Annotated in this window: 30 protein-coding genes; 2 read left to right on the top strand and 28 right to left on the bottom strand. The window is 45.2% G+C overall.

Features of this window, described 5'->3' with window-relative positions; all coding sequences use genetic code 11:
• Window positions 1–662: 662 nt before the first annotated feature.
• The 14 genes from gltA to spoIIIAA form a co-directional block, all read right to left on the bottom strand.
• Complete coding sequence (gltA, locus tag DHBDCA_RS02230) at window positions 663–2,051, bottom strand: NADPH-dependent glutamate synthase (protein WP_015042524.1); 1,389 nt, start codon at window positions 2,049–2,051, stop codon at window positions 663–665.
• 2 nt (window positions 2,052–2,053) lie between these two features.
• Window positions 2,054–2,896 carry a sulfide/dihydroorotate dehydrogenase-like FAD/NAD-binding protein gene (locus tag DHBDCA_RS02225; RefSeq protein ID WP_015042523.1) on the bottom strand — a complete coding sequence of 281 codons (843 nt, stop codon included), beginning with the start codon at window positions 2,894–2,896 and terminating at the stop codon, window positions 2,054–2,056.
• 268 nt (window positions 2,897–3,164) lie between these two features.
• Window positions 3,165–4,118, bottom strand: coding sequence for a Kae1-like domain-containing protein (locus DHBDCA_RS02220; RefSeq protein WP_015042522.1), 954 nt, complete (start codon window positions 4,116–4,118; stop codon window positions 3,165–3,167).
• Complete coding sequence (gene nusB / locus DHBDCA_RS02215) at window positions 4,115–4,537, bottom strand: transcription antitermination factor NusB (protein ID WP_015042521.1); 423 nt, start codon at window positions 4,535–4,537, stop codon at window positions 4,115–4,117. Before nusB ends, DHBDCA_RS02220 begins: the two co-directional genes overlap by 4 nt.
• 23 nt (window positions 4,538–4,560) lie before the next feature.
• Complete coding sequence (locus DHBDCA_RS02210) at window positions 4,561–4,830, bottom strand: DUF2273 domain-containing protein (RefSeq protein ID WP_015045111.1); 270 nt, start codon at window positions 4,828–4,830, stop codon at window positions 4,561–4,563.
• A gap of 22 nt (window positions 4,831–4,852) precedes the next feature.
• A complete protein-coding gene (locus tag DHBDCA_RS02205; RefSeq protein WP_034378932.1) occupies window positions 4,853–5,290 on the bottom strand; it encodes an Asp23/Gls24 family envelope stress response protein in 438 nt (145 codons plus the stop codon).
• A 131-nt stretch (window positions 5,291–5,421) separates the two neighbouring features.
• Window positions 5,422–5,970, bottom strand: coding sequence for a SpoIIIAH-like family protein (locus tag DHBDCA_RS02200; RefSeq protein WP_015042518.1), 549 nt, complete (start codon window positions 5,968–5,970; stop codon window positions 5,422–5,424).
• A gap of 6 nt (window positions 5,971–5,976) precedes the next feature.
• Window positions 5,977–6,534 carry a stage III sporulation protein AG gene (locus tag DHBDCA_RS02195; RefSeq protein WP_015042517.1) on the bottom strand — a complete coding sequence of 186 codons (558 nt, stop codon included), beginning with the start codon at window positions 6,532–6,534 and terminating at the stop codon, window positions 5,977–5,979.
• A gap of 16 nt (window positions 6,535–6,550) precedes the next feature.
• A complete protein-coding gene (gene spoIIIAF / locus DHBDCA_RS02190; RefSeq protein WP_015042516.1) occupies window positions 6,551–7,168 on the bottom strand; it encodes a stage III sporulation protein AF in 618 nt (205 codons plus the stop codon).
• 17 nt (window positions 7,169–7,185) lie between these two features.
• Entirely contained in the window at window positions 7,186–8,430 is a 1,245-nt protein-coding gene (gene spoIIIAE / locus DHBDCA_RS02185; protein WP_015042515.1) for a stage III sporulation protein AE, read from the bottom strand.
• Between the two features lie 12 nt (window positions 8,431–8,442).
• On the bottom strand, window positions 8,443–8,829 hold the full coding sequence (spoIIIAD, locus tag DHBDCA_RS02180; protein ID WP_015042514.1) for a stage III sporulation protein AD: 387 nt from the start codon (window positions 8,827–8,829) through the stop codon (window positions 8,443–8,445).
• Window positions 8,830–8,841: 12 nt separating this feature from the next.
• A complete protein-coding gene (gene spoIIIAC / locus DHBDCA_RS02175) occupies window positions 8,842–9,039 on the bottom strand; it encodes a stage III sporulation protein AC (RefSeq protein ID WP_015042513.1) in 198 nt (65 codons plus the stop codon).
• 16 nt (window positions 9,040–9,055) lie between these two features.
• Window positions 9,056–9,565, bottom strand: a complete 510-nt coding sequence (locus tag DHBDCA_RS02170; protein ID WP_015042512.1) for a stage III sporulation protein AB — start codon at window positions 9,563–9,565, stop codon at window positions 9,056–9,058.
• A gap of 177 nt (window positions 9,566–9,742) precedes the next feature.
• Window positions 9,743–10,801 carry a stage III sporulation protein AA gene (spoIIIAA, locus tag DHBDCA_RS02165; protein ID WP_015042511.1) on the bottom strand — a complete coding sequence of 353 codons (1,059 nt, stop codon included), beginning with the start codon at window positions 10,799–10,801 and terminating at the stop codon, window positions 9,743–9,745.
• A 194-nt stretch (window positions 10,802–10,995) separates the two neighbouring features.
• Here spoIIIAA and DHBDCA_RS02160 point away from each other — a divergent pair, with 194 nt between their 5' ends.
• On the top strand, window positions 10,996–12,405 hold the full coding sequence (locus DHBDCA_RS02160) for a LysM peptidoglycan-binding domain-containing protein (RefSeq protein WP_015042510.1): 1,410 nt from the start codon (window positions 10,996–10,998) through the stop codon (window positions 12,403–12,405).
• Between the two features lie 124 nt (window positions 12,406–12,529).
• Here DHBDCA_RS02160 and efp read toward each other — a convergent pair whose 3' ends face one another.
• The 4 genes from efp to DHBDCA_RS02140 all read right to left on the bottom strand — a co-directional run bounded on the left by efp (window position 12,530) and on the right by DHBDCA_RS02140 (window position 15,337).
• Window positions 12,530–13,087, bottom strand: coding sequence for an elongation factor P (gene efp / locus DHBDCA_RS02155; protein ID WP_015042509.1), 558 nt, complete (start codon window positions 13,085–13,087; stop codon window positions 12,530–12,532).
• Window positions 13,088–13,152: 65 nt separating this feature from the next.
• A complete protein-coding gene (locus DHBDCA_RS02150) occupies window positions 13,153–14,211 on the bottom strand; it encodes a M24 family metallopeptidase (protein WP_015042508.1) in 1,059 nt (352 codons plus the stop codon).
• Window positions 14,171–14,668: a type II 3-dehydroquinate dehydratase gene (locus tag DHBDCA_RS02145; protein ID WP_015042507.1), complete on the bottom strand. Its 498-nt coding sequence runs from the start codon at window positions 14,666–14,668 to the stop codon at window positions 14,171–14,173. The genes DHBDCA_RS02150 and DHBDCA_RS02145 overlap by 41 nt, the downstream gene beginning before the upstream one ends.
• Before the next feature lie 162 nt (window positions 14,669–14,830).
• Window positions 14,831–15,337 carry a LysM peptidoglycan-binding domain-containing protein gene (locus DHBDCA_RS02140; protein WP_015042506.1) on the bottom strand — a complete coding sequence of 169 codons (507 nt, stop codon included), beginning with the start codon at window positions 15,335–15,337 and terminating at the stop codon, window positions 14,831–14,833.
• 115 nt (window positions 15,338–15,452) lie between these two features.
• Between DHBDCA_RS02140 and DHBDCA_RS14805 the strand changes: the two genes are divergently transcribed.
• On the top strand, window positions 15,453–15,614 hold the full coding sequence (locus DHBDCA_RS14805) for a PDZ domain-containing protein (protein ID WP_081580497.1): 162 nt from the start codon (window positions 15,453–15,455) through the stop codon (window positions 15,612–15,614).
• A 47-nt stretch (window positions 15,615–15,661) separates the two neighbouring features.
• On the opposite strand, the gene DHBDCA_RS02135 is transcribed toward DHBDCA_RS14805, so the two are convergent.
• From DHBDCA_RS02135 to DHBDCA_RS02090, 10 genes are all read right to left on the bottom strand, one after another.
• Window positions 15,662–17,377, bottom strand: a complete 1,716-nt coding sequence (locus DHBDCA_RS02135) for a bifunctional lysylphosphatidylglycerol flippase/synthetase MprF (RefSeq protein ID WP_242824947.1) — start codon at window positions 17,375–17,377, stop codon at window positions 15,662–15,664.
• Between the two features lie 627 nt (window positions 17,378–18,004).
• Window positions 18,005–18,997 (bottom strand): amidohydrolase family protein, encoded by a 993-nt coding sequence (locus DHBDCA_RS02130; protein WP_021315743.1) that lies wholly within the window; start codon window positions 18,995–18,997, stop codon window positions 18,005–18,007.
• Window positions 18,998–19,015: 18 nt separating this feature from the next.
• A complete protein-coding gene (locus DHBDCA_RS02125) occupies window positions 19,016–19,669 on the bottom strand; it encodes an amidohydrolase family protein (RefSeq protein WP_015042502.1) in 654 nt (217 codons plus the stop codon).
• A gap of 382 nt (window positions 19,670–20,051) precedes the next feature.
• Complete coding sequence (locus DHBDCA_RS02120; protein WP_015042500.1) at window positions 20,052–20,492, bottom strand: hypothetical protein; 441 nt, start codon at window positions 20,490–20,492, stop codon at window positions 20,052–20,054.
• A gap of 149 nt (window positions 20,493–20,641) precedes the next feature.
• A complete protein-coding gene (locus tag DHBDCA_RS02115; protein ID WP_015042499.1) occupies window positions 20,642–22,012 on the bottom strand; it encodes a hypothetical protein in 1,371 nt (456 codons plus the stop codon).
• Between the two features lie 18 nt (window positions 22,013–22,030).
• Window positions 22,031–22,486, bottom strand: a complete 456-nt coding sequence (locus tag DHBDCA_RS02110) for a type II secretion system protein (protein WP_015042498.1) — start codon at window positions 22,484–22,486, stop codon at window positions 22,031–22,033.
• Window positions 22,487–22,583: 97 nt separating this feature from the next.
• Window positions 22,584–23,747: a type II secretion system F family protein gene (locus tag DHBDCA_RS02105; protein ID WP_021315742.1), complete on the bottom strand. Its 1,164-nt coding sequence runs from the start codon at window positions 23,745–23,747 to the stop codon at window positions 22,584–22,586.
• A 25-nt stretch (window positions 23,748–23,772) separates the two neighbouring features.
• Window positions 23,773–25,515, bottom strand: a complete 1,743-nt coding sequence (locus DHBDCA_RS02100; RefSeq protein ID WP_242824945.1) for a GspE/PulE family protein — start codon at window positions 25,513–25,515, stop codon at window positions 23,773–23,775.
• Complete coding sequence (locus DHBDCA_RS02095) at window positions 25,457–25,879, bottom strand: hypothetical protein (protein WP_015042495.1); 423 nt, start codon at window positions 25,877–25,879, stop codon at window positions 25,457–25,459. Before DHBDCA_RS02095 ends, DHBDCA_RS02100 begins: the two co-directional genes overlap by 59 nt.
• On the bottom strand, window positions 25,840–26,337 hold the full coding sequence (locus tag DHBDCA_RS02090; RefSeq protein WP_015042494.1) for a type II secretion system protein: 498 nt from the start codon (window positions 26,335–26,337) through the stop codon (window positions 25,840–25,842). The genes DHBDCA_RS02095 and DHBDCA_RS02090 overlap by 40 nt, the downstream gene beginning before the upstream one ends.
• Between the last annotated feature and the right edge of the window lie 119 nt (window positions 26,338–26,456).

Genomic DNA, 26,456 nt, shown 5'->3' with positions numbered 1-26,456 from the left:
TTTTAGAAAACTTGGCTGATGCCAAGCCTTTTGGCAGTCGCCTTCGTTTCACTGAAAAAAGACTCTAATGTTTCAAAAGTCTTTCGAGGCCTATAAAAAATATACTCTCTAATCAGGCATAAGTCAAACATTAATGAAAAATGACCGGCTGAACACGTACCGGCCATTTTTTATAATAATTTTTTGGACACCGAATTGAATAAAATTCCCGTTCATCCTATTGTAACTTGTCAGGTGGTCATACCACCGTCCGACATGTACAATATATCACAAATCACATGGGTATACAAGTACTTTACGTGATAGTTTTTAAATTTTTTACAATTTTTTGGATGGTGCTAAGCAATATATTCATCGTTTTCATGGTCATAGGTGAAATTCTGGGTTTTCGTTATATCCTCTTTTCATTTCTTACTGGCTTCTTTATGGAAGATGTAAGCCCAGAGGTTTTGGAATGTTAGCGTGGCTTCCCGTTTATAGCTGCGATAACGAGTGAACGGTGTATTTTGTGCGAGGCTGCAACTGCCCAAGAAAAATGCACCTCCAAATGTTCGTTTTTTTGTCCAACATTTGGGGTGCACATTAACATTGACGTCTTTTATTTAGGGCTAAGTTGTGTTACAGCCCCATAACCAATACAAGGAACAACTTTAACGGGTCAACTAGTTTGTCATTAAATACGCGTCGATCGAAGCTGCAGCCGTTTTTCCAGCGCCCATTGCGAGAATGACAGTGGCTGCGCCGGTCACGATGTCTCCGCCGGCATACACACCCGGAATCGAGGTCGCCATGGTCGTCTCATCGGCAACGATGTTCCCCCACTTGTTCAGTTCCAAACCTGCTGTCGTGGTGGTCACGAGCGGATTCGGTCCCTGGCCGATCGAGACTACGACGGTCTGCACCGGCAGGTCAAACTCGGAACCTTCAATCGCTACCGGACGGCGGCGTCCGGATGCATCCGGCTCACCCAGCTCATATTTCAGACAGGTCATGCTCTTGACATTACCGTTTTCGTCACCATTGATCGCAATCGGATTGGTCAAGATCTTAAATTGAATTCCTTCTTCTTCAGCATGATGCACTTCCTCAACACGCGCCGGCAGTTCGGTCATGGAACGGCGATAAACGATGTATACGTCTTTGGCGCCGAGACGAAGTGCTGTTCTGGCTGCGTCCATGGCCACGTTGCCGCCGCCAAGTACCGCGACCTGCTCCCCTACTTTGATCGGGGTCGCATGATTCGGGAAATCATAGGCTTTCATCAGGTTCGACCGGGTCAGAAACTCATTGGCGGAATATACGCCGTTGTAATTTTCACCTGGAATCTTCATAAAGTATGGCAGCCCAGCGCCGGTGCCGATAAATACGGCATCATAGCCGTTTGCCAGCAACTCCTGAACAGAAGTGACTTTGCCGACAACCTCGTTAACCAGGATTTCGACGCCCATATCTTTTAAGCTGTTGATTTCTTTCTGAACAATGGCTTTCGGCAGACGGAATTCAGGAATTCCGTACATCAGTACGCCGCCGGCCACATGCAAGGCTTCCAGAACGGTTACGGCATGGCCTTTGCGGGCAAGCTCAGCTGCACAGGTCAGTCCGGCAGGACCAGCACCAATGACGGCTACTTTTTTGCCTGACGGCGTTGCTTTTTCTAATTTGCTTGTGCCGTTGGCCATTTCATAATCCGCTGCAAAGCGCTCCAAACGGCCGATTGCAACCGGTTCGCCCTTTACGCCAAGGATACACTGGGCTTCACACTGGGATTCCTGCGGGCAGACACGTCCGCAAATTGCCGGCAGAGTATTTTTACCTTTTAAGATGGACGCGGCTTCGAGGTGTTCACCCTCGGCTATTTTATTGATAAACTGCGGAATATCTACCCCTACCGGGCAGCCTTCCACACATTTTGGCTTTTTGCACTGAATACAGCGTTCGGCCTCTTCTGCAGCAGTCTCTACCGTGTATCCCAGCGCAACTTCGCTAAAATTTTTCCCTCGGACAATTGGGTCCTGACAGGGCATATCATGTCGTGGTGCTTTTGATGCCATGATTATTTGCCCTCCTTTGCACACTGGCACTTGACTTTACCGTAAGCGACAGCTTCTTCGTTTTTAAAGAAGGCCGAACGTTTCATGGCCAGGTCAAAATCTACCTTGTGGCCGTCAAATTCCGGCCCGTCAACACAGGCAAATTTGGTTTCGCCGCCGACATCGAGTCTGCAGGCACCGCACATTCCTGTTCCGTCGACCATGACAGGATTCATACTGACGATGGTCTTGATGCCAAGAGGTCTGGTGAAATTCGCTACGGATTTCATCATAACGACCGGACCAATCGCCCAGATCGCATCAACTTTGATGCCCTGGTCCAAAACGGACTGAATGCCGTGCGTGACAAAACCTTTCATACCATAAGTCCCGTCATCGGTTGTAATGATGACTTCATCACTTACAGCCCGCATTTCGTCTTCGAGGATCAGCAGGTCTTTGGTTCTTGCTCCGAGAATGGAGATGACCTTGTTGCCTGCTTCTTTCAGGCCGCGCGCAATCGGATGAACCGGCGCGACGCCCACGCCGCCGCCAATGCACAGAACCGTACCGTAATTCTCGATTTCGGTGGCTTGTCCGAGCGGACCTACAAATGTAACAAAAGAATCCCCTTCCTGCATCCGGGTAATCAGATTGGATGAATAGCCTACTTCCTGGATGACGATGGTGATTGTCCCTTTATCCCGATTAAAGTCCATGATGGTCAAAGGGATCCTTTCAGATTCCTCATTTTGTCGAACAATGACAAATTCGCCGGGTTGGGCTTTCTTGGCGACTTCCGGAGCTTCTACTTCCAGCAGTGTAATAATGTCCGCCAACTGCCTTCTTTTGACTACCTTATACACGTTGTCTCCCCCTCAGGATTATTCGTTGTACCGACCAAACGGATGAATGGTCCCCTTTTCTAAACTATACAAGTATATACATCTATGTTTGGCACAGTGACACGTATTTGATACTTTACCTTGTTTATTATAAATGAACTTTTGCCTCGAAATCAAGTCTTTTAATTGTAAAATGTCCTTAGGGCTCGAAAAAACTCATTATATATCATATTTTTAGATTTTTTCTAAATCTCTTTTTTCCTAAATCTCTTTGTAGAAGATAAAACAATTAATGATTGTCCGACAGCACCGCTTCCCGCGTCAGAAGTGCGACCCCAATCGAATTATCCGAACTCCATCCCGGCTTTGCCCAAAATAATCTGGCCTGAGATTCCAGCTTCTTTTCAAGCTGATTCCTTAGATATTGATTTGAGGCTACTCCGCCGACAATCAGAATATCTCTGAGTCCGGTATCATCAACAGCTTTGGTCAAGACCTTATAAATCGTCCGGACAATACAGCCTTCCACCGCCCGGGCCAGATCGGCCGGACGTTTTTCTTCTTCGATCAGACGCTGAACTGCCGACTCGACGCCCGAAAAACTCATCTCATATCCTTTGACCGAGGAAGGCAGCAGGGAAGCAGATCCAGGCGCTGATTTTAAAGCCAGTTTTTCGAGCTCCTTTCCCGCCGGGAAAGATAGTCCCAGACGCACGCCGACCCTGTCTACAAATTGACCGGCATGCAGATCTCTGCTTCCGCCAAGAATCTGCAAACTTAGTTTTCCCGGAGAATCCTTCCGGACTTTCAATACTTCCGTTGTTCCTCCCGAAAGGTGGACAGCCAAAAAATCCGTCAAAGCAAAACCTTCGGCGGATTCCAATCCTGCAGCCAGATGTCCTTCCTGATGACTCGTCGTTACAAGCTTTACATTTAAAGCGCTGGCCAGAGATGAAGCAACCGACCTTCCTGCCAGAAAGACCGGCATATAGGATTGCTCTGCCGGACGAGGCGCCGTACTGACGCCAATGCCGGCAATTTCCGGCCATATCGTTGGCGGAACCAGAGCCAGTAGTTCCGGAAGATTTTTAATATGATTAAAAAGAGCTTCCGACTGGGCCAAGCCTTTCTCTCCCTGAGGAACTTCGAGTAGGCGTCTTTTTTCCCAGACCAGATGCTTTTCTTGATCCACCACGGCAACGGATGTCGTGTATGCGCTTGTATCAAGACCTAAGAACATCATTTTTCACTCTCGTCCATCAGCTTGTCTAAAATACCGTTAATGAATTTTGCTGAATCATCCCCGCCGAACCTTTTGGCAATCTCAATCGCTTCATTTAAAGTGACCCGCTGGGGCGTGCCGGGGCTGTACAGCATTTCATAGGCAGCAAGCCGCATCAGATTACGGTCCACATTGCCCATCCTGTCCAGAGCCCATTCGTGGGAAGTCGAAGCAAGCTTGGCATCAATATCCGTTTTGTTCTGCAGGGTTCCTTCAACCAGTTCCCTAATAAAATCTGCCGTCTTATCAGAGACGGCAAATTCCTGGATCCAATGCTGCAGGACTTGTTCCCGCTTGTCCGTTTCTCCCGTTATATCAATTTGATAAAGTATTTGCAGTGCCGTTTCGCGGGCCTTTCTTCGGCCCATTATTTTACTCATGAATATGCCTCCGGAATTTCATTCTACGTTTTATGTTTGCCCCAAAAAGGTATTCTATGTATTACTTTGCTCAGTCCGGTAGGCCAAACCCCATCATCCCAGCATTTTCCCAAGTAATATCCCCCGCAGGATAAGGCAGCTAAAAGCAGTGTCTGCCAAAATCCCAGCAAAATAAACATCAAAGCCACAAAAAAGCCAATCAAAAAACCAAAAAATTTACCAGGATGATTATCAAGACACCATAGAAAAAAAATATTGAGTTTATCCCCGATACTTCTCCAGAAATTGCTCATCTCTCCACCCTGCTGCACTGTTCTATTTTTCTTTCAAATCTTTTTCTTTATTCGTTTTATCTTTGCTGTCTTTGACGTCCTTGATCTCAGCCGTGTTTTTGAACGCAATGCCTTGAATATGAACGTTGATGACCATGACGGTTAATCCAGTCATCCCTTCAATCGCTTCTTTCACAACGATCTGTACCTTCTGGGCTACATCAGGAATTGACACCCCGTACTGGACGGCAATAAACAAATCGACAGAAGCTTCTTTTTCGTCAATTTCAACTTTGATTCCCCTGGACCCCTTGGATGTATTTTTGCCTCGACCTAAAATATTGGCAATATCCTGGGCAAAGCCTCCGCTTAACTCAGCAACTCCTTCGACTTCCGAAGCAGCCATCCCTGCAATCACTTCGACGACCTCATCAGCAATTTTAACTGAACCGATTGAATGATCTATTTTGTTATTATCCATCATTACACCTCATTTTCCATCTTCAACCTGTTATTAGCCTTATTATAACAGAATCCCCCGTTGCCGCAAATCCCCCTGCCTGCTTAACGTAGATTTACTTCCTGAATAATGAAAATATATTATATTTCCCATCAGACCCGATCATCAAATTTTTCCGGCGTTTCTTTGACGACTACTACTTCGATTTGATCAACTGAAAAACCGGTAATTTCCGATGCCGTGTTTTGAATGATAAACATATCCTGAACCTTCAATTCATTTGTCAGGACTGTAACCGTAGCCTTTTGCGTGTTGACTTCCGAAACAATATCTTTAAAACCTTTCATCTTCAGTGCATTCTCGATCTCGTCTTCCCTGCTGATCTTGTCACTTAAGGCCAGCCATCGCTGCTGGGCCTGACTGCGTGTCTCCGTGATATCGGACGCCAGCAGAGGCTCCAGCATGTTAAGTATTTCCTGTCTGGTCTGTTCCCGTTTGATCCTGTAATTAACAAAGTAGTTTTCTCCCTCATTTTCCGTCAGTTCAATAATTTCCGCTGAAAAACAGACTGAATCCGAGATATTGACCGGTATGCCTTCTTCATCTTGCTTCCCAAAACATGCTTGGCTTAACCAAACAATGCAGCATACCGCGATGGCCGGAACCCCAATGATCCAGATCAAAGATGTATTTATTTTCATGTTAATTCAGATGCCCCCCATTGGAACAACACTGATTTTGGCCGGCTGAATATTCAGCAGCGTCCTGACCGCTTCAAATACTTGTTCCTTTATTTTGGGATCACTTGCTCCCTGCGCGATAACCAGCACTCCCGCGACCTCCGGACGTTCTTCCGTAATGATTAAAGCATTTTCGCCGACGACCACGATCTTGTTATTCTGAGTTACCTCTTCCGTCTCTCTGGTTCCGCCGTCTTTATCCGTTTCCTTTGAAGTTTTTTTCGTAACGCTTTCATCTCTGGCATACTGTTTTTTTACATCGGAGGTCAGGGTAACCAGGACCTTCGTTTTGCCAACGCCCTGGATTTTTTCCAGATTAGCTGCAAGTTTTTCTTCAAGTTGTTTTTCCAGTGCAGTAAAACCCGATTCATTTTCTGGAACGGCTGTTACCGTTTCAGCCGGGGGTTGGACTGATGCAGCGGACTGATCCTCCTGTGAGGTAAAAATAAGAATGGCTGCAACGATTACCAGCAAGATCACGGCCAACGTAATCTTTTCTGTGATCACCTGCTTGAAAAATCCCATACTGACTTCCTTCCTCCTATTTTTCTTCCTGCACAAACACGATTTCTTCCGGCAGCTGCATGAGTGCTGCAACCTGTTTTTTTATTTCCATTGCTTTCGCTGACTCAGCCGTTCCCTGACTCTCGGCCTGGTCGGTGTTGACGCCTCCGATAATGACCGGCTTAACGGGCTCAATGCTGACACTTTGCTGACTGAAATGGATCTCGACTTTTTGGATTTGCGGATAGTCGGCAAATCCCTCTCCACCGTCCTCCAGTTCAACATTCGTATCCGAGCTTTTGACCCCTTCCACCCCGGATACAAGGGCCTGAATCTGGCTAACCAGAATCCTGCGGTATTGTTCGATCACCAGAGCATTTGCTTCCGTGGAAGAATTGTCTTCTCCGTCAGAACTATTTTCCTGTGCCAGAACAGGCAAGTCTCCGGAAGAACTGCCGGCCCAGGCCGGCACGCTATTTTCAAAGTCCCAATTCAGTAGATCTGCCAACGGATTCAGGATTGCCGCAATCACAAACAGCCCCATGACCATCTGCACAAATCCCCGCATGGATTTATTCGGCAGAAGCATCTCGAGAAAGGAGGCCAGCAATAGAATGAAAGCCAGGTTGCGGATCAGCGTCTTTAATCCTTCCATTTTCCCACACCTCAAAATCAGCGAAGCATTACCGCCAAATTTCCAGTCCCGACAATGATCACAATCGTCATAAAAAACATGATGCCGACGGATGTAACGGTTACAAAAATATATAATAAGCCTTTGGACATGTCCTGAAGACTATCCGCAAGTTCTTTTTCTCCCAGAGGTTCGACCAGCGCCGCAGCCAGTTTAAAAGTAAACATCATCGCGATAATCTTAATCGCCGGCAGAAAGGTAATGACGATAATCGCAATCATTGCTACGATCCCCAGCGCGTTCTTAAGCAAGAGACCTGAGCTTGCCACGATCTCAACAGCGTCTTTGAAAAATTTGCCGGCAACCGGGATCAAATCTGCTGCATATTTTACCGTCCTCAGCGTGACACCGTCGGCTACGCCCCCTGTTACGCCTTGTACCGACATAATGCCGATAAAAACCGTCATGACGATACCAATACTGAGTTTACCTCCGAACTCCAGCAGAGAGGCTAATTTACTGAGCTTGAACTGTTCGGAAATGTTATTGAACAGCCTCAGGATAATGCTCAGGAAAAAAAGCGGCAACACAATGTTTTTGATTACCGTAGCCAAAAAAATCAGACTGCCGATGACCATCGGTTTAAACAAGGCTGCGCTGGTCAGACTGCCCATGGTCAGCAGGACGGTATACATGGCCGGGAGGATGATCTGCATAAAAGAAACCATATTGTCAATGGACGCATTGCCAACATCCAGCGCAATACGAAAAGATGTCATCGCAAGCGCCAACAGAACAAGATATACGAGCATTCGGGCTATCCTGCTTACTTCGCCTGTAAAAGCAGACTGCAGTTGATTGATGATTGCGCAGATCACAGCGAGCACCAGCAGCTTTGCAATCAAAGGCGCGTTGGTGACTACCTGTTTTAGCAGAGCCTTGACAATACTGCTGCCGATGCCCTGCAGACTAAAATTAACCTCGCCGTTTTTAATGCTTTCAAAGATCTCTGTTAAAGAAAAATCAGGCAGAGCGTCCTGAACATCGCGGTCCAGTTGATTCAAAAATTCTCTGACTTTAGATAAATCGATCTCCTCTGACAAATCTACTTTTCCGGACACACCCATCTCCCCGGAAGTCTCTGCTTCCGCAAATCGTTTATCCGCCTCCGTCCCTGTGTAACTCGTCTCCTGACTTTCTGCCGCCAGGGTCACCACTGGAAAAGCAAATACCAGGGTCATCCATATGGCAAGCCCCAGCGCAGCCAAGACTTTTTTTGTCATCCGTATCGCTCCTCACGCCAGCAGCTTCATCACGGATTCCATGATCGCTGCAATGATCGGGATAGCCAAAATGACCACGAATACTTTGGCTGCAATTTCAACTTTTGTGGCCAGTGCATTCTCTCCGGCATCCCGGCAGATTTGGCCTCCCAATTCCGCCAAATAGGCTACTCCCACGATTTTAAGAACAATGAACAAGTAGTAGGAACTGATATCTGCCTGATCAGCCAGTTTCTGCAGCAGATCAACCACCAGTCTGATTTTGTCCATGATCAGTAGAAATATGGTTACCCCTGCCAGAATGCTTAGCTGAATTGCAATCTCAGGTTTAATTTGTTTCAGAACAGCTCCGAGAACCGTGACAATGATGGCGAGTCCAATCACTTGTGCTATTTCCATTGCCAGAGCCCCCTAGTATAGATTAAATACGCTTTTCACCAGAACAAACAGATCGGAGATTCCCTGGATAACCAGATACAACACGACCACAACCCCGGCAATGGTAACCATCTGGGCCTGCTCTTTCTTACCGGCCTCATTCAGGATAATTGCACAAATGCCCACCAATAGACCAATACCTGCTACCTTCAAAATGAGGTCAATACTCATCGCGAACCCTACCCCCTCACATGATCATAATGACAACCGCAATTCCGCCCAGGAAACCGAGGTAAGACCACATCTTTGCCCTGCTTTCTGCCTGCTGCCTGGCCTTTTCGTCTACGCCTGCCAAATGCCGCTGAACAAGTTCGAGTTGTTTATGCTGTTCATTCCGGTCCGACCTGCCCAATCCCTGACTGATTCCGCTGATCACCAGCCAATCGTCATCTGTCAGGCAGGTTTTCCGGCGGTGCGTTTCAATACTTTTTTTCCAGGCCTGAGAAGCATTTTCTCCGGCTCTGATCCATTCCTCAAGACTGGCAAAAAACAGCTGCCAGGGAGGACCAGTTCTTTCCTTTAGTACCTGGAAAGCATCCGGCAACGGTGTTGCTCCCCAGTATATCTCCGTATCCAGCAGCGCCAAGGCATTGATCATTTCCCTGATTTCCTGCGGACGTTTCTTAATTTGATTTGCTCTGATAATCCCCAAACAGCCAAATCCAATAATCAGCCCAAGATACCCTGCAACCAACATACTTTTCGCCTCCAACGGCCTAATAAAGCGGACCGATCAACTAGCAAAACATTCTTCATATAAAGACCCTCTTGGTTTAAGACCAACATAAGCAAACTTATCATCAGTCTGTGGGGTACAATACCGCTGTGAGCGGAGCACGATGCGGAGCGCGGCTTTTTGACGGCCACGGATGGCCTAATGTCGCGATGCCATGGAAGGCTTATTGAACAAATTAACGCCGCTCGCCATGTCATAAACGGTCTCCACCGTGCCCGGACCGTTTGCCCTGCTTAACACAACAATCCTTTCAAACGTCTCTCTATTCAGCAATTCCCTGAGATGGGCCCTTTTTTGCAGTTCGTCCAGAGAACCGGCATGGACCGTAGCCAGAATTTTTACGCCGCAGCGAACGGCCTCCCCAAGCGCCGCGGCATCTTCCCGCCCCCCCAGTTCATCAACAGCAACCACCTCAGGCGCCATAGACCTGATCAACATGATCAGCCCCTGGGCCTTGGGACATCTGTCCAGCACATCTGTGCGGCAGCCAAGATCAAAAGAAGGAATGCCTTGCCACATTCCGGCAATCTCACTTCTTTCATCAACCACGCCGACAGTATGACCTTTCAGGTTGAGTTGAGGTACACCGTTGCTGAGATTTTTAACTAAGAATCTCAGCATTGTGGTCTTCCCTGCTCTCGGAGGTGAAACAAGTAACGTATGGCAGACTGTATTTTCCTGATTGATCAGTAAGCCCAGCAATTCCGGAATGATCATTTCCGGCTGTCTCGCTAAACGAATATTCAAAGCGGAAATATGGCGCATAATCCTGATCTTGCCATGTTCAACGACTGTTTCTCCGCTTAATCCCACGCGGTGCCCACCGGGCAAAGTCAGAAAACCCTGCCGTAATTCCTCCTCAGCGGCATATACAGAACTGAAGGTCATTTTTTCCAGCGTTTCCAACAGGTCTTCACGCTTGACAATATATGCTAGATTCTTTGTTCCGGTTTGCCCCGCCGAAGTACAGAAATATTCCCTGGTTCCTGTTCTGAAGAGGACAGGCTGGTTGATTCTGAGACGAATTTCTTCAATATTTTCCGTGTCGGGTAAAGCCCCTGCCGCCTTGCGGATCATTCCGCCCAACCGTTCCCCAAACCAACGGATAATCCCTTCACCCTCTGATTCCTGATTAAAGAGTACATCATTTTTATTCCTAGGAACTTCCGTTAAAGGTGAAGCAAAGCTTACCTTCATGTTTTAACCTCCTCTGTATTAGAAGGTATGTCCTAAAAAACGTTTTTAGAATTACCAGTTTGTTCGGAGAAAATAAAAAACAACCTCAATGGCCGTTTTAAGGAAAATTAAATATGAAAGGCTCCTTGCCAAAGATAAATCACCTTGAGTCTCCTTTCTACATATCCTACATGAAAAGGAGTGGGAGGTGCTCTATGCTTATCCATGTCGTCAAAGCGAATCAAACTTTGGATCAGATTGCAATTACATATCGGATCTCGCCGGCATCAATCATAAGCGTGAATGGACTTGTTGAACCTGTACAACTGCTGACCGGACTAGCATTAGTTATACCAACTGAAGATGTCCTCCATACTGTGAAATCGGGAGAAACATTATGGAGAATTGCCCAGACTTATGGAACGACCGTACAAGTCATTCTCGGAAACAATCAAATTACGAACCCTGCCAATATTTATCCTGGTCAGTTGATCACCATTCCTGCCAGACGGCATCGCGTCCTTGCTGGGGAGACTTTATGGTTTATTGCTCAAAAATATCAAGTCTCTTTACAAAACCTCATTAAAGTCAATAACATCACGAACGCCAATTTGATCTATCCGGGCACTGTACTCATTATCCCGCGTAAACCTCGACCAACCATCGATGTCAATGGCTATATCTATCGCTTCAGTCAGGACGCGGTTGCTACTGTCAATCGGGAAGCTGAACATCTTACATATTTAAGTCCTTTTGCCTACTTGATTAGAGAGGATGGAAGCCTGCAGACAATTGATGATCTTCCGCTCATTCAAGCTGCCATATCAAAAAAGGTGACCCCTATGATGTCTATTACCAACTTTACGTCGACTACGCGTGGAGAAAATCTTGCTCATCTCGTTTTAACCAATACTGAAGCCATTAATCGGTTATTGACAAATGCCATCAATATCATGAAAGAAAAGGGTTATCGGGGACTTAACATTGATTTTGAAAACGTGCTTCCCGAAGACAGGGAAGCTTATAACGCTTTGCTTCAAACAGCCGTAACCCGTCTTCATGCAGAGGGTTTCTTCGTCTCAACGGCTTTAGCGCCAAAATTAAGTGCTGAACAACGGGGACTGCTATATGAGGCGCACGATTATCCAGCCCATGGCCGAATTGTAGATTTCGTTGTTCTCATGACCTATGAATGGGGGTGGCGTGGTGCTTCACCGCAGGCAATTTCTCCCTTGAATCAGATTAAACGGGTTTTGGACTATGCTGCTTCAGTCATTCCAAGAGAAAAAATCTTTTTTGGCTTTCAAATTTATGCCAGAGACTGGCTTTTGCCGCATGTCTCCGGCCAAATTGCCGAAACCTTTGGGATGGATGAAGCAATGTCCAGGGCCCTTCGATACCATGCTGAGATCCAGTACGACACGGTTCCCCAGTCCCCTTTCTACCGGTATACGGATACGCAGGGAAACGGTCACGAAGTGTGGTTTGAGGATGCCCGCAGTGCCCAGGCCAAATTTGATACCGTCAAAGCTTATGGCTTAAGAGGTATTAGTTATTGGGCTTTAGCCTATCCCTTCCCTCAAAACTGGGCTTTGCTGGAAGATAATTTTACGATCCGGAAATGAGGAAATGAGAGATTCCTCAAATAGATTCTTACGTTTCACAAATAATAAAGGGTTGTTGCTCAAGAAATTACTTGCCCAACAACCCTTTTTATTCTAATTATTCTTTTTATGACAGACAAGCTTATTAAGCCCGGGAAACATACGCTCCGCTTCTGGTGTCGATAATCAGGACATCGCCTTCATTCACAAAGAATGGAACCTGAACCGTAGCGCCAGTCTCGACAGTCGCCGCTTTGGTACCGCCTGTGGCCGTATCACCCTTGACTCCGGGCTCACATTCCGTTACTTTAAGCACAACTGTATTGGGAAGGTCTACCCCAATGACTTCACTATTATAGAGCAAGACGCCAAGGTTCATATTTTCTTTGAGCCACTTGACTTCCTGGCCAATTTGAGCCTCGGTCAGCATAATCTGCTCATAGCTTTCATTGTCCATCACAACGAATTGATCACCGTCTTTATACAAATACTGCATCTCACGGCGATCCAGACGGGCTCTGGGAACTTTCTCCCCAGCATTGAATTTCTTTTCGACAACGCCGCCCGTTCTGACATTTTTGACTTTGGCACGCACAAAAGCAGCGCCTTTTCCAGGTTTCACGTGTTGGAATTCGACTATCTGAAATATATCGCCATCCAGTTCAATAGTCACTCCGGTTTTAAAATCGTTTGAAGAAATCATTTTGCTGATCCTCCTATAATATTGTAGATTCTTTTATGTATCAATAACGGATACAAGTCATACCACTAATCAATAATAATGCACTGCTTTGGCGTCTGTGTCAATACTTCCGAACCAGAATTTGTGACTAACGCGACATCTTCAATTCTGACGCCGCCCCAGTCAGGGATATAAATTCCGGGTTCAATCGTAAGCACCATCCCCGGTTCAAGTATCGTTTCATCACGGGTATTTAAATACGGCGTCTCATGGATCTCGATCCCGAGGGAGTGCCCCAGACTGTGACCGAAATATTCACCGTAACCGGCACGTGTAATCACTTCTCTGGCTGCCGCGTCGACATCTTTGGCCTTAACGCCGGGCTTCAGAGCTTTAAGCCCGGCCAGCTGCGCCTCGAGCACGATATCGTAAACTTCCAGGTGCTTGCTCTCAGGCTTTCCCAAAAACAGCGTCCGTGTGAAATCGGAACAATACCTTTGGTAGACCGCTCCAATATCGAGCGTTAAAAATTCCCCTTTTTGCATCTTTTTACTGGAAGCTGTACCGTGCGGTAACGAGGAGCGTATCCCTGAGGCCACAATATAGTCAAACGAACGGCCGCTGGCCCCCATTTTTCTTTGCGAGAATTCTAGTTCCAGAGAAAGCTCTTCTTCCGTCATTCCCGGATAAATCTTGCTAAGCGTCTGGGCAAAGGCATGGTCCGTGATTCCAATCGCTTGGCGAATCAGCGCAATTTCTGTTTCATCCTTAATTTGTCGAAGCTTCTTGAAGAGTGCTGAGGCATTCTCGAATCTGCGCCCGTCAAGAGTTTTCTGCAGTTTCTGGAAATCGCCCAGGGACAAAGCCTCTTCCTCAATCCCTATCACGATCAACCCTTTAAGCATTTCCCCGATGACTGTATAGGGATCTCCGGTCACTTTGACAATTTCAAAACCCGGAGCTTCCGCTGCGGCCTGTTCCATGTACCGGAAGTCTGTGAACAGAATGGAACGTTCTGGTTCGATCAGCAAGGTTGCACTGGTTCCCGTGAAACCGCTCAAATAAAAAATATTGGGCGGTGAGGTCACGATCAGCGCATCAAGTTTATTCTCGGCCAGTCTCCGGCGAATCTTTTCCAGCCTCATGGTTGCTATTCCTTTCTTTCTGACGGTACTTTTGAAATTCCAGCGCATAGGCTAAGGCCAGAAAATAACTGTCTGTCCCGAGTCCGCTGATTTGCCCGACGCAAGCTCCGGCGATCACCGAATGGGAACGGAAACTTTCCCGGGCGTAAATATTCGACAGATGCACTTCGAGAGCGGGTACGCTGACCCCTTTGATCGCATCGTAAAGCGCATAGCTCGTATGGGTCCAGGCCCCGGGGTTAAGGATTAAAAAATCAACCGGCGTTAACTTTGTAATCCAGTCCACAAGCTCTCCTTCATAGTTCGTCTGACGGCACTCGACAGTGAAGCCATGTGTTTGGCCCGTCTCGATCAGTCTGCCGTTCACTTCATCAAGGGTTATTCTGCCGTATATATCCGGTTCTCTCTGCCCGAGAAGATGAAGATTGACACCATGGAAAACATGAATACGGTTCATAGGTCTCTCCTTCTTTATCTATTATTTTCTATAGAAAACAAAATAATGACATAGCCTTTTTCTATCTAAAATAAGGCATATCTCATTATAACGAAAAAATGAAGATTATTAAAATCATTTTAGTGATTTCTTTCAAATCGTTATGAACCGCGTCAGGGACATCTATTTTGGCGCTTCGCTGTTCGTCTTCTCACTGTTCTGGGTCTGAGGATAAATAACCCCAAGTGCGGATTTTTCGCCTTCGATCCGCGGAGAATTGACAATGTTAATATTGCTCAGCATGATGCTGGTTTCAATAACTCCATTTCCGGGACATTCCACTTTCCGGATTTCAGTCCTTGGCAGGATAAAATGCACCTCATGCGGAACTGTCGGTTCGCCGATTCTGGCAACCCGGATTTTTACACCTTCTACTTCAAGGATTACATCATCATACCGTTTTTGGGCACCGGTAAAAGAATTGCCTGGATTGTTGGCGTAAGCTGAACCGGCAGATCCGGAAGCACCATAACCGGAAGCCTGACGATCCGGAATATTGATGAGCTGTCCGATGACCAAAGCGCAGGGATCAATGCCGGGGTTTGCTTTGCTGATATCCTGCCAGCAGCACCCGTTTTGGCTGGCTAAAAGGAAAAATGTATCTCCTGACTTTATTGCATACTTTTTCAACGGCCCTACCCCTTTCTACATTTCCATATTATGGGGATCAAGGTTGTCAGGTTCTTTTTTATCAAGTAGGTCTTTGACAGCTTTAACGATCAACCAGACACAATAGAAAGGAGATATCATCACCAAAATTGACAATATCCCGGTTCAAAGGTCTTCCGACTTGATTCATGAAATTTATAAACATCAAGTCGGCGATAAGATTTCGGTCACTTACCTGAGGAATGGTAAAACATCCACGATATCAGCGATTCTTGGCCAAAGAGGCTCCAACATGTAGAAAGTGCTGTCAATGCGCCTCATGCAAAGGGTTTCTGTCAGCTTTATTTACTTCTTATTCTTGTCCTTCTTCTCCATTGTAATTTGGGAAAGTACGAGTTTGGGTATGTTTTGCGGACATTGAGACTTTACAATGGCATAAGCATATTGCAATGAGAAGGGCTTTGGAAAATAAGCAAGATATCGGTTTTCCCAATGTGTGGGCGCATATTTAGCCTTGGCATGATGCAAAGCCTTAAAATCGTACGCATAATTCAAATTATCATAGATGTAGGCAAAAAACTTTTCATTCAGTGTGGTTTTGTCCCCTGACGCCACATTATAAAGAGGAGAAAGTCCCATATTGCCCCACTGTACACCCTCACCTTTCATGACCATAAATGCTTCATAAATGATTTTCTCTATAACTCCCTGAGGGGCATTTTTTCTTCTTCTTGTTACATCGGCCAGATAGCCTAAACCACTTAAATAAGGCAGGAAAACCACAAATCCAAGCATTTGTTCCTGGGCATTGATTGCATAAAAATATCTCCGGTCAAGCGGATTATCTAGCCCTACCCCGCCAAGCATAAAGGACATTTCCGGAGTACGTTTATTCCGTAACCATTCTTCTGAAATTTGATGGATCTCCTTTTCTATTTCCAGATCCCGTGCTACTTCAGGTTTATACTCTTTGACAGTGATCCCCGCTTTATTCGCATAGTTGACCGCTGCCCTCACTTTGGCCACTTTTCCGCCTGTAAGGGTATATTCTGAAAGATTAAAGCAGGCATCTTCCCCGTATTTCAGCACGCCAAACTGAGCGGCTTTATATAAATCAAGAAAATAATCGGTAACATTAAGCAGTAAAAGGTCAAGGCCATTCTGTTTGCAAAAAAATAATAATTCATTAAGAAAAATAAAACTATCCTTTTCGTCACAGATGATATCGCCACAGCAGACCAAAACGCCCCCGATAGTTGTATAGGAGCACATGCCGTCAACGCTGCTGCTGAAGAAGTAGCGTTTGTCTTTTTCCAGGGACAGATAGGACATCGGGTTTTGTCCATATTTTAACACTAATCTGCGAACCTTTTCCATATCCTGTTTATCATGAATATAATTGTAGACAAGGGGTTTCATCAGAAGCAGCGCCGAAGCAAAAATACAGATCCAGTTAATCATGATTAAAGTATCCGCATAAATACGGCCGTAATTGCTTTTGATTTCTAGCACGGAAGCATCCATAAAGATTAATAATTTGATGGAGCCTGCCAAAGCGCTAAAAACTGAGTGCACGTCGTTGATATGACCCCTCATCATGTATAAACCAATTGAGGCATTGGCAAAGAGTAAAACAAAAGAAATGCCAATAAACACAAAAGCCCACTTTAACGTTACTTTATTAGGCAATCGGCAAAAGTCCTTATATGAAAGAACGAGTACTAACAGAACGAACAATTCAATGATCACGATGGGAATACTAAATTTATGAAAACGTACAATTTGTAAAGCTAATGTTGCTGATAAAAAGATGACTTCGATAATCCAGGCATTACGAATCCTTTGGAATAAGCTGTAAGCAAGAAGAAGCATCAATAAGCCGAGCATAAAGGATAATACGCCATGAACCATGACATAACTCGGATTAATAATATTGCCATAAATATGCTCTACTTGCCTTGTAAACTTAAAAGGCAACGCCGACAATAAGTTTGCAAATCCTGTCAATACCAAAAGAAATATAGAAAAGTTTTGTATTTGCCTTTTTATATATGTACTCATTTTTTAGTTCCTTCTGATATCCTTCTATACTCGTCTATATATTACCTGACGTGACAGGCAAAATCAAATGATTGAAGGTCTCGAAAATGATTGAAGGTCTCAAATAGGCTTCGTAATTGTAACTTGTCCTTTTGAACTAATTCTTGATATTTCCATGACAGAACCACCTTTCTATTCTTTACATCTTTACTTTCTTTACGTCTACCATGCTACTGTTACAGGATATGTGCAAATCATTAACAGTCATCCATTGTTGTTCCCTTTCCCCGCATGACTTGTTGTCAAGTCTTTCGATGTGAATCTTCGATACGGCAAAATTTTTTAATTTAAAGAATTTGTACGCGCCTACAAATTCTTCGGTTAATAAAATAATTCGCTTGCCGCTCTATACGAATTGATTTTCCTCTTTACTTAGTATACCGATTGAACTGTTTCCTTTATGCCATGATGAAAAATAAGACTGAATACCAAGCTCCTAATTTGTGATAAAATGGTAATTACTTGATGAATTTGATATATCGAAAGATGAACCGATTAAATTAAATCATGTTGTTAGGGTGGTAAAAACAAATTAAAGCAGCTGCCGGGGAAATGTTCTCGGCAACTGCTTTAATATGAAGTTGAAATTTACAGCTTGAGCAGACGTTCAACATTGCCATGGGCAATCTTTTCCTTATCGGATGCGCTGATTGGCGCATTTTCAAGAAACGCCCGCGCGCGCTCGTTGCCGATATAAGGATAATCTACAGAGAATATGATCCTGTCTGCGCCCAATACCTGCAAGATAAATTGGAAGTGCGGCAGCGTAAACATACCGCTTGGCGTAACATAAACATGGTTTATAAAGGTTTCAGATATTGTTTTCGGGAGATGGGTTGCCTCTTTGGAAAGCGCTTCATCAAGGCGAGCAAGGAAGAACGGCACCATCTCGCCCCAATGACCTGCAATCAGCTGTAAATTGGGATATTTCACGAAAACACCCGCTAATATCATCCGTAGAATGTGGATGCCTACTTCTGCGTGCCACCCCCAGCCAAACGCTGACAACCTGGCACTGACAACCGGATCCAATCCGGCATAATACGCCTCCTGCACGGTTCTGGCAGGAAATCCCGGGTGCATATAAATGGGCACCTTTAAAAAGTTCGCCATCTCAAGAACAGGCTCAAATTTAGGGTTATCAAGAAATGTTCCGTCTGCTGCCGGCCGTCCGCTAAGTAAAACCCCTTTGAAATTAAGCTCTTTTACAGTACGCTCCAGTTCATCTGCTGCTGCCTTCGGGTCTGCCCACGGTAAAGTTGCAAAAGCTGCAAAGCGGTCAGGATATTTTCTAACCCTCTCTGCCATTTCATTGTTGGCTGCCTTCGCTATCGAAATAGCTTCCGGCGCAGGGATTAACTGCGTCATTGCCGTATAAGAAAGCACCTGCATATCAATTTTTCCCGCATCCATGCTTGCCAGCCACTTTTCTTCTACATTCCCATCTGTGTCTGTGGTGTAATAGGCCAATCCAGGTGAGTGGGAGTCTGGGACATAAGGGGCCATTTGCAACAAATTGCCAAATGACGCTGCGGTTATTTCTCTATTATTTACATGTTCTTCTATTGTGATAATCTTCATTTTTTATTTATATTTCCTTTATGCGTTTATAAATGACTCAATCCCATTGACCCAAACGCGTTTAACATTACGTATCGCTTGAATATCGGCAGTGGGGTCACCATCAACCAAAAGCAGATCCGCCCTGTGACCGGGTTTAATCATGCCTCTGTCTTTAAAGCCAAATAATTTGGCAGGAAGGCTGGTTGCGCTTTGAAGCGCCTGCACGGGAGTCATGCCCGCAGCCACAAACGCTTCGATTTCATCAAGCAAACCAATACCGTGGTCGATACTGGCAGGGGCAAAGGGCGCATGATTTGCATCCGTACCTGCAATGACTGGTATCCCCGCATTCATTAAGGTTTTTAGTGTAATATCAATATTTTGTGAATCCAAGTTGACATTAGGTATACGATTTAGAAAAGTGACCGTTTTTTTCATCATGCCCGAAGTAGGAACCGTAATGATCCCTTTTTCCAACATTTCTTCGATCAGGGATTGCGTAATCGGGGCTTCAACCGGAATGTGGGTAATAATATCAACACCTGCGTCAATGGCTGTTTTGAAAGTGGCCATCGATACAGCATGGGCAAATACCAGAAGCTTATGTTCGTGTGCAGCCTCTGTCAAGGCGGTAATTGTTTCCGGGGATAAGATGATATTTCCTTCTATTTCATATACTTGGCGGACCACCTCTCGAAGTAATGTTTACTTTACGGTAAAAAATAATTTACAGTTGACATGAATAACAGGTGGTTTGTTAGGGATCGTCAGGAATTGGACTTGCGAGAACAAATATGAAGTAAGCGCTTGTCCCAAAATGAGAATTTAGGAGGGGAAGTTATGTCAATAGAAATAACCAATGTACAGATTTTTGATGGCATAAAATTAACGAATCATGATCTATACGCATGTAGAAACCGGACTTTCATCAAAGCTGGATCTACTGTCCGCTGAAGAGCTTGACGAGTTAATGTCTGCAGCGGTTTCAATTAAGAAATCGCTCGAGAAAATAGATGAAAATGAATAGGATAAGTATAAATATTTAGGTAGGAAATGATCAAAGTCGCCCTCTCTATTCGGAGCGAATAAGAATACTCAGACGAACTTCCGCTTCTCCGTTTACATAATCCAGTTCCTGAATCAAAAAAGGGACCTCCTTCTGAAGCTGAATTATATTCACCGCCCGGAGTATTTTTTTCAGTTCCCCTTCTCCGTTTACTTTGATCGTGGCTTGAAAGAAATCCCCTCTTTTCATTGACGGCTGGGTGATATCCATTGCCTTAACCGAAACATTTTCGGATTTGAGGCAATGATTGATCTGTTCCAGCATATGCGGAAGATCGGCGCGATCCGGTATCAGCAGATTGTTCTTGGCCCCTTCTGCTAGAATGTCCTGGCATTCCTGCCGGAGTAAGTTTTCTTTTGCACTGACGGTATCTAGTTGCCGAGTCAGCGGTCGCACTGCCAGGACCTGGACTGCGATGACGGCCAATAGAATGATACTCGCGCCCATGATCACAATTCTGCTTAAACTTAACTTATCTAAAAACCGCCACCTTGTAGCAGGCTCAGATAAGAAGTCTCTCTGAGATGAGATGTTTCTATCAGATAAAAAGTGCTTTAAAAATTGAAGGTATTTAAAAGACACATCTTTACCTCACTTCAAATTTTTCTTTCTACACGCAAGCAGAACGAAATTGTTTTATCCCGATAATCATAATCGGTCAGGACTGGTTCCCTCCAGCCTTCTTCCGTCAAAACCCCGATTAAACTTGTGATACTAAGATTATCGGAACAGTCCGCATATAGGTACAGCGTATTCTGCCGATAGCTCAGACGATTCAAACGTATACTGCTGTTAAGGCTGGCTAAGGACTTCTGAACCATTGTTAAATCCCCAAATGTATCGCTGCGGTTCCGTTCCCATTCCGACCAGATCTGATTTTTCCGTTCCGCGTTTAGTTCATCGACCTGTTCCTGCAGTGCCGTAATTTCTATCTGGTGCTCAGAAATATGATTGATTAGCGGATAGCAATAACAACCTATCCCGAAGACCATTCCAATAAAAATCATCAGGACCAGCAGGCATGTTTTTATTTTGGCCGGCCGCAAAAAAATGCAGCCAAAATTGCAGTTTTTCTTTTCTTTCACTCTTTGCCTGCCAGCCAGCAGTGCCAGGTCATGAAAATTCATAGAATGGCTATCTGCCGAAAAATCACTGGAATCAAATTCCTGATAAACGGATTCCAGCGTCCGAACACCCTCAGCCTCTCCTGAATCAATCAGGATATCTGCGATCCGGGCGGCTTTAGCGCTTCCATCCGTGACAACGATATTGAAAGGAATTGTGCAGTCTTTCAGCGCAGTATAAATCTGATATTTTGGAGTCTCCGGTTCACTGCCCGGGATCACCCTTATCACTTCCGGCAAGCCATTGCGATATTGGACAGCCTGGATATTTTGATTATCAAGTTTAAACAGGCAAAGAATTCTTTTTTCTTTTAAAGGTGCCAGGATCCCGCCAAATGCCTGAACAGTATATTCGGCACCGCAAAGTTCATATCCCGTCTGCTGAAGACACCGGGCATAAAGCTCAAGCGTAGTTTTCCTTACGCCAATGGCGCTGATCCGAAGATATTCATCCTTCTTCTCGTCCAATACCACGTATTCATAACAAAGTTCGCTGATTGGAACCGGAACTTCCTGTTCAAGCCAGAAATGAACTGTTTTATCCCGATACGTCGGAACAACCCAAGGAATACAAAATTCCCTGATCAGCCCGTTCTTAAAAGGAAGCAACAGATAAACAGGGACTTTTCTCGAACATTTTCGTTGCCCGAATCGTCCCTGACAGTCTTTTTGACGATATTCATCCAGAACCATTTTAAGATTTTCTTCGGCGTCACTGCCTTCGGACCCTGAAAAAGTCTCCAGGGGAAAGCTGGAGACGACAATCTCGGAACCCATGTTTCCAAGACGCTTCGAGCGATAAAAAAATCTTATTTCTTGGGCATCAATCTCTAAAAAAAGCATTTTTTCTCGGCCTGCCTTCTAAATAGACGACCATAAAGTACTGGCAAGACTTTCGTCAAAAACTTTAACTTCAGCCTGAGATCCATCCGAACTTAGATATACCATAATCAAATTTCCGGGGTCAGGAAAGGTATTTCCGGTAATTTCTGCAATACCAAAGCCCGTTTTCCCTGTCTCGGCCTTTTGCTGCGTCACCGTTGAATCAAGTCTGGCAATATAATCAGGGATAAGTCCTGAACCCGTGATCGTTCCGTTTGCAGCAGAAAGTTCATCAATCCTGAGATATATTCCATTGTCGACCTGATACCTGTCCAGCGCTGCTTTGACTTCACGTCCTGTTGTGATGTCGGCTTTCTCCCGAGCTGTTTCTGCATTCCCAACGAAACGCGGGATGACAATTGCGGCTAGGATGGCCAGAATAACGACCACCAGCATAACTTCCAGAAGGGTAAATCCTTTCTCATTTTTAACCACTTAAGACTTCCTCCCTGTATTTTTTGACGTTTATTTTAATTTTCGCCTGTGATTTAATGGCATGTTCAATTTGTTTATCGTATAAAAGAATATAAGCTTAATGGATCTGTGAGCTTATATCAAAGATCGGCAGGAGAACTCCGATAGCTACGAAACCGACCAGGCCCGCCATAAGAAACACTAGAGCAGGCTCTAAGAGCTTCGTATACTGCTCAATTCGCTCCTCCAGCTCTTTTTTGAACATCCGAGTCATATACGCAAGCATTTCACTGAGTTTGCCGGATTCCTCCGCAACCTCCAGCATTTTTGCAACTTCAGGAGGAAACAGCTTACTCGTCATGATGACCGAGAACATTCTTCTTCCTTCGTTGACAGCAAAAATTAATTGGGTTGTCAATTCCTGCATCAGATGATCCTTGAAAAGGTTTTTCACCAGGAGCAGTGATTCCTGCAGAGACAGCCCCGCGTCCAGCAATCTTCCCAGGACCGAACAAAATTGAATGAGCTGCCTAGTTCTGTTGATCTTACCGGTTCCAGGTATGATGAAGGAATGTCCCTTTTTATTCAGCAGCCACACCGTTACGGCCAGAACAGGGATAACGGCTGTCAAATACGGGATACAACAACCCACATTAAACATTATTTTTGTTGCCAGCGGCAATTCCGTCTCAAACCCGCGGAAAAGGTTTTCATACATCGGCAGAATCATAAGGCTAAGGGTATAGATGATAAACAAAGATGCGACAAGAAGCAGAACCGGATAGAATAAAGCATTTTTGAATTTCTTCTCAAAAAAATACGCGTCCTCCAGATAACCTGCGATATCGATCAACGCAGTCGGCAGAGTCCCGCTTCTTTCGCCGGCTTTGACCATCGTGGCAAACAGGTGCCCCGGAGAGGGAATGATGCCCTGCAAACTGACATGCAGTTCGACGCCAGCCTGAAGAGAGCGGCTAACCTGCTTCCATTGATTTTTATCTAAACCGGTTGTTTCTCTTTCCGCAATGACATCTAATACCGTAAGCAGAGGAATGCCTGCCTCGAGCATTGTTCCCAGCTTACGTGCTGTCCTCCCCCAAAACAGTTTTCTATTTCCCGTCTTGTATCTGATCCACACCGAAGTGAATAATGCCCTGGTGATCTCCACGGGATATAAATGCTGTTCCCTTAGCCCGGAAACAACTCTGCTTTGATCTTCCTCCGCCCAGTAGCCCTTCCGTATATTGCTATTTTGATCAACGGCTTTCCATTTCCAGAGCAATCGCAAACCCTCTTATTATCCTAATCTATATTTCCGCCCACAGTCTCATGATTTCTTCCAGAGAAGTTATTCCGGCAGCGACTTTCCTAAGCGCATCTTCTTTCAGCGTAAGCATTCCAGATTTTTTAGAGACCTTTTCAAGGCTGGCGGCACTGCCTTTTTGCAGAACTAGTTCCTTGATTTCCTGATTGTAGGGAAGATATTCATGAATCCCGATTCTGCCGTAATATCCGGTTCCATGGCACTTGGAACAGCCCGCCGGTTCATAAATAGCTGATACGGCTTCCCCGTGAAAAATTTGTTTTTCTTCAGCTAAAACCGGTTTTAATTTCCGGCAATTCAGACATAGTCTCCGGACAAGTCTCTGAGCCAGTACCCCGCAGACCGCCGAAGCTACCATATAGGCATCGATATCCATATCCAATAAACGGGAAAGCGCTTCTGCTGCAGTATTGGTATGAACGGTAGATAAAACAAGGTGCCCGGTCATTGCAGCCGCTGTTGCAATTTTGGCGGTTTCTCTGTCTCTTATTTCCCCTACCATAATAACATCCGGATCCTGACGAAGAATGGATCTCAGGCCACTTGCAAAGTCCAGGCCAATACCAGCATTGACCTGGGCCTGACTGACTCCCGGTAGCCGGTATTCGACAGGGTCTTCGATGGATACCATATTTATTGTTTCGGACTGCAGCTCCCGGATCAGGGCATATAATGTGGTGGTTTTGCCGCTCCCGGTCGGGCCGGAAATGAGGATCAGCCCATGCGGCTGGCGGATAAGCTTTCGAATTTGATATTCGACATCCTCCCGCATACCCAGTTCTTCCAGGGAGAGACGTGCGGTCTTTTCATCCAGAATCCTGGTCACGACTTTTTCTCCATAGACAGTCGGAAAAGTAGAAACTCTGACATCAATTTTCTTATCAGAAATGTCCAGCATGATTCTGCCATCCTGAGGGAGACGTCTTTGGGTTATATCCAGACCCGACATGACTTTCAAGCGGGCGGTAACACTTCTGGACAGATCCTTTGGCAAGTTTTCCTTAACCATCAGCAGCCCGTCTATCCGAAATTTCACGCTGAATCCGGTTTCGATCGGTTCCCAGTGTATATCACTTGCTTTTTCGATAACAGCCTGTCGGAACAGCGAATCAACAAGGCTGACGACCGGCGTCTCCTGGGCATTGACATTTTCTTCAATCTTCCAGCTCACTGATTCGTTTGGATTTAGAACAGCATGTTCCCCAGTTGATCTTTCTAATGTAAAACATTCTCGGATCGCAATTTTGATTTCTTCAGCGGAAGCTAGGAGCGGATCAACCTGATATCCGGTAAAAAGCATCACATCATCCAACGCGGTTCTATCTGTAGGATCCGCCATAGCGATGATGATTCTTTGATTCTGAGCCGCAATCGGAATCAGCGTATATTTCCGGGCCAGTTCTTCCGAAACCAATTTTGCTGCTGAAACATTGACAGGTCTCTCAGCAAGACTGATCATGTTAATTCCTGATATCCGGCTTTTAAATTCCAGGATTTCCTCTTCTGCCAAATACGCTGCAAGAAGTTCTTCAAGTTTTGCTCCCTGGTCAAGCAGGGCAAGCTGAGTAGCTATCTCATCGGCATTTGAAATAAGCGCCTTGTTCTCACGGGCATACACGTAAAGTTCTTTAAGCACAAAATCTTTCCAAAATCCTGGTTTGGACTGATCAATCATAAACGTACCTGTACCCGGTAAGGTCGTACTTCCCGTCTTCTCCCAACACAAGCTCCCCAACCCTGCACTGTTTCATATTCCCCATTGTTGCCCTGGATGTGATTTGAGTTACATCGTTGGCCCGTATGACTTCAATTTCAACAACCATTCCTTCCGAATCGTATTGAATGCTCCCCTGCCAGGAAGGATCATGAGCAAGAACTGCTTTGGCGTATTCAAGTCCGCTGTCAGCCATATAAGCAGTCTTGACTTTTTGGGCCTCGCAGACAACGATACGTTCCTGTGAGCTGATCAGAATAAAGGTCTGAACTCCTATCCAGGATAAAGAAAACGTAACAAGAAGTATCAGTAAAGATACATTACCGCTTTCCCGATTTATTCCGAAGAACTTCTTACGCGAACAGTTCTTTGCCAATAAACGGCTCTTTCCGCCTGCGCTGCTGTTAAAGAGATTTGCCATAATCCCTCCCTAACCCCAGTACAATGAAATTCACAAATCCTGCTTACTACCGGAATCGGAACACCAAGATGTTCACGGTACAAGTCCAAAACTCCGTTAAAGTCCTTGTCCGCAAGATAGTAGCTGTCCGTAATGATCTTACCGTCCTCAAGACAGTTGATACGTAATACTTTGCCTGCCCATGCTACACTTTCTGCCGTGGAAACAGCGGCGGTCAATACCTGACCTGCCCGGACAGCTGCAAAGGAAAGATCGGCATCTGCCATTAGCCCTTTAGCCATCCGATACTGGCTGATATACAATTGAAAAACCATTGCCGCAATGATTCCGGTAATGACCAGCGAAACGAGAACTTCTAACAGCGTAAACCCCTTGTCATTTTGCTGTACCGTTTTCTTTGTCAACCCAGTCATATGTTACTCCAACCAGCATAGTCAAACTCTTATCTACTTTATTTCCATTAATTAACTTAATTACTATATTTCTACATATTTCTAAAACTTCCTGCCTGTTTTGTAAATAATTTACTTAT

Source organism: Dehalobacter sp. DCA (assembly GCF_000305775.1).
Classification (GTDB): Bacteria; Bacillota; Desulfitobacteriia; order Desulfitobacteriales; family Syntrophobotulaceae; genus Dehalobacter; species Dehalobacter alkaniphilus.
Note: the sequence above shows the minus strand (reverse complement) of the source record. Positions and strands in the feature narration are given on the sequence as shown.

Excerpts from the sequence above, each read along its gene's own strand:
- gltA (WP_015042524.1), bottom strand. The coding sequence starts at position 2,051 with ATGGCATCAAAAGCACCACGACATGATATGCCCTGTCAGGACCCAATT.
- DHBDCA_RS02220 (WP_015042522.1), bottom strand. The coding sequence starts at position 4,118 with ATGATGTTCTTAGGTCTTGATACAAGCGCATACACGACATCCGTTGCC.
- nusB (WP_015042521.1), bottom strand. The coding sequence starts at position 4,537 with ATGAGTAAAATAATGGGCCGAAGAAAGGCCCGCGAAACGGCACTGCAA.
- DHBDCA_RS02210 (WP_015045111.1), bottom strand. The coding sequence starts at position 4,830 with ATGAGCAATTTCTGGAGAAGTATCGGGGATAAACTCAATATTTTTTTT.
- DHBDCA_RS02205 (WP_034378932.1), bottom strand. The coding sequence starts at position 5,290 with ATGGATAATAACAAAATAGATCATTCAATCGGTTCAGTTAAAATTGCT.
- DHBDCA_RS02200 (WP_015042518.1), bottom strand. The coding sequence starts at position 5,970 with ATGAAAATAAATACATCTTTGATCTGGATCATTGGGGTTCCGGCCATC.
- DHBDCA_RS02195 (WP_015042517.1), bottom strand. The coding sequence starts at position 6,534 with ATGGGATTTTTCAAGCAGGTGATCACAGAAAAGATTACGTTGGCCGTG.
- spoIIIAF (WP_015042516.1), bottom strand. The coding sequence starts at position 7,168 with ATGGAAGGATTAAAGACGCTGATCCGCAACCTGGCTTTCATTCTATTG.
- spoIIIAE (WP_015042515.1), bottom strand. The coding sequence starts at position 8,430 with ATGACAAAAAAAGTCTTGGCTGCGCTGGGGCTTGCCATATGGATGACC.
- spoIIIAD (WP_015042514.1), bottom strand. The coding sequence starts at position 8,829 with ATGGAAATAGCACAAGTGATTGGACTCGCCATCATTGTCACGGTTCTC.
- spoIIIAC (WP_015042513.1), bottom strand. The coding sequence starts at position 9,039 with ATGAGTATTGACCTCATTTTGAAGGTAGCAGGTATTGGTCTATTGGTG.
- DHBDCA_RS02170 (WP_015042512.1), bottom strand. The coding sequence starts at position 9,565 with ATGTTGGTTGCAGGGTATCTTGGGCTGATTATTGGATTTGGCTGTTTG.
- spoIIIAA (WP_015042511.1), bottom strand. The coding sequence starts at position 10,801 with ATGAAGGTAAGCTTTGCTTCACCTTTAACGGAAGTTCCTAGGAATAAA.
- DHBDCA_RS02160 (WP_015042510.1), top strand. The coding sequence starts at position 10,996 with ATGCTTATCCATGTCGTCAAAGCGAATCAAACTTTGGATCAGATTGCA.
- efp (WP_015042509.1), bottom strand. The coding sequence starts at position 13,087 with ATGATTTCTTCAAACGATTTTAAAACCGGAGTGACTATTGAACTGGAT.
- DHBDCA_RS02150 (WP_015042508.1), bottom strand. The coding sequence starts at position 14,211 with ATGAGGCTGGAAAAGATTCGCCGGAGACTGGCCGAGAATAAACTTGAT.
- DHBDCA_RS02145 (WP_015042507.1), bottom strand. The coding sequence starts at position 14,668 with ATGAACCGTATTCATGTTTTCCATGGTGTCAATCTTCATCTTCTCGGG.
- DHBDCA_RS02135 (WP_242824947.1), bottom strand. The coding sequence starts at position 17,377 with ATGAGTACATATATAAAAAGGCAAATACAAAACTTTTCTATATTTCTT.
- DHBDCA_RS02130 (WP_021315743.1), bottom strand. The coding sequence starts at position 18,997 with ATGAAGATTATCACAATAGAAGAACATGTAAATAATAGAGAAATAACC.
- DHBDCA_RS02120 (WP_015042500.1), bottom strand. The coding sequence starts at position 20,492 with ATGGGCGCGAGTATCATTCTATTGGCCGTCATCGCAGTCCAGGTCCTG.
- DHBDCA_RS02115 (WP_015042499.1), bottom strand. The coding sequence starts at position 22,012 with ATGCTTTTTTTAGAGATTGATGCCCAAGAAATAAGATTTTTTTATCGC.
- DHBDCA_RS02090 (WP_015042494.1), bottom strand. The coding sequence starts at position 26,337 with ATGACTGGGTTGACAAAGAAAACGGTACAGCAAAATGACAAGGGGTTT.